Origin of the sequence: Deinococcus alpinitundrae, assembly GCF_009982895.1 — a bacterium.
Classification (GTDB): Bacteria; Deinococcota; Deinococci; order Deinococcales; family Deinococcaceae; genus Deinococcus; species Deinococcus alpinitundrae.
In genome coordinates this window covers 1-264 of sequence record NZ_WXZL01000308.1, presented here as the reverse complement: position 1 = coordinate 264, position 264 = coordinate 1, and the positions used below count along the sequence as shown (strand labels likewise).

Below are 264 nucleotides of genomic sequence, written 5' to 3'. Positions count from 1 at the left end.
GCCATCCGTTGTGCCGACTTCAACGGCATGGTTTCGTGTTCGCCGAAGGTCAACAAGGTTGGGACCTTGATGTTATGGATTTGGTCGCGAACGTCCCATTCCTTCAACTTACCAGTAACAACGAATTCGTTGTCGCCTTGGAAAGCATTGTAAACGGGAGTTGCCATAGTTGGAACCAAGTGACGGATTGCCACTGGTTGTTTACGATCTACGTAACCAGCGTTAAGTACGTCGACTAGTTTTTGGTAACGTTCGTTATCCCAA

At 47.7% G+C, this 264-nt stretch carries 1 pseudogene; it reads right to left on the bottom strand.

The window, feature by feature from the left end:
• A pseudogene (locus GUI70_RS25835) lies at window positions 1-264 on the bottom strand (hypothetical protein); the annotation flags it as partial.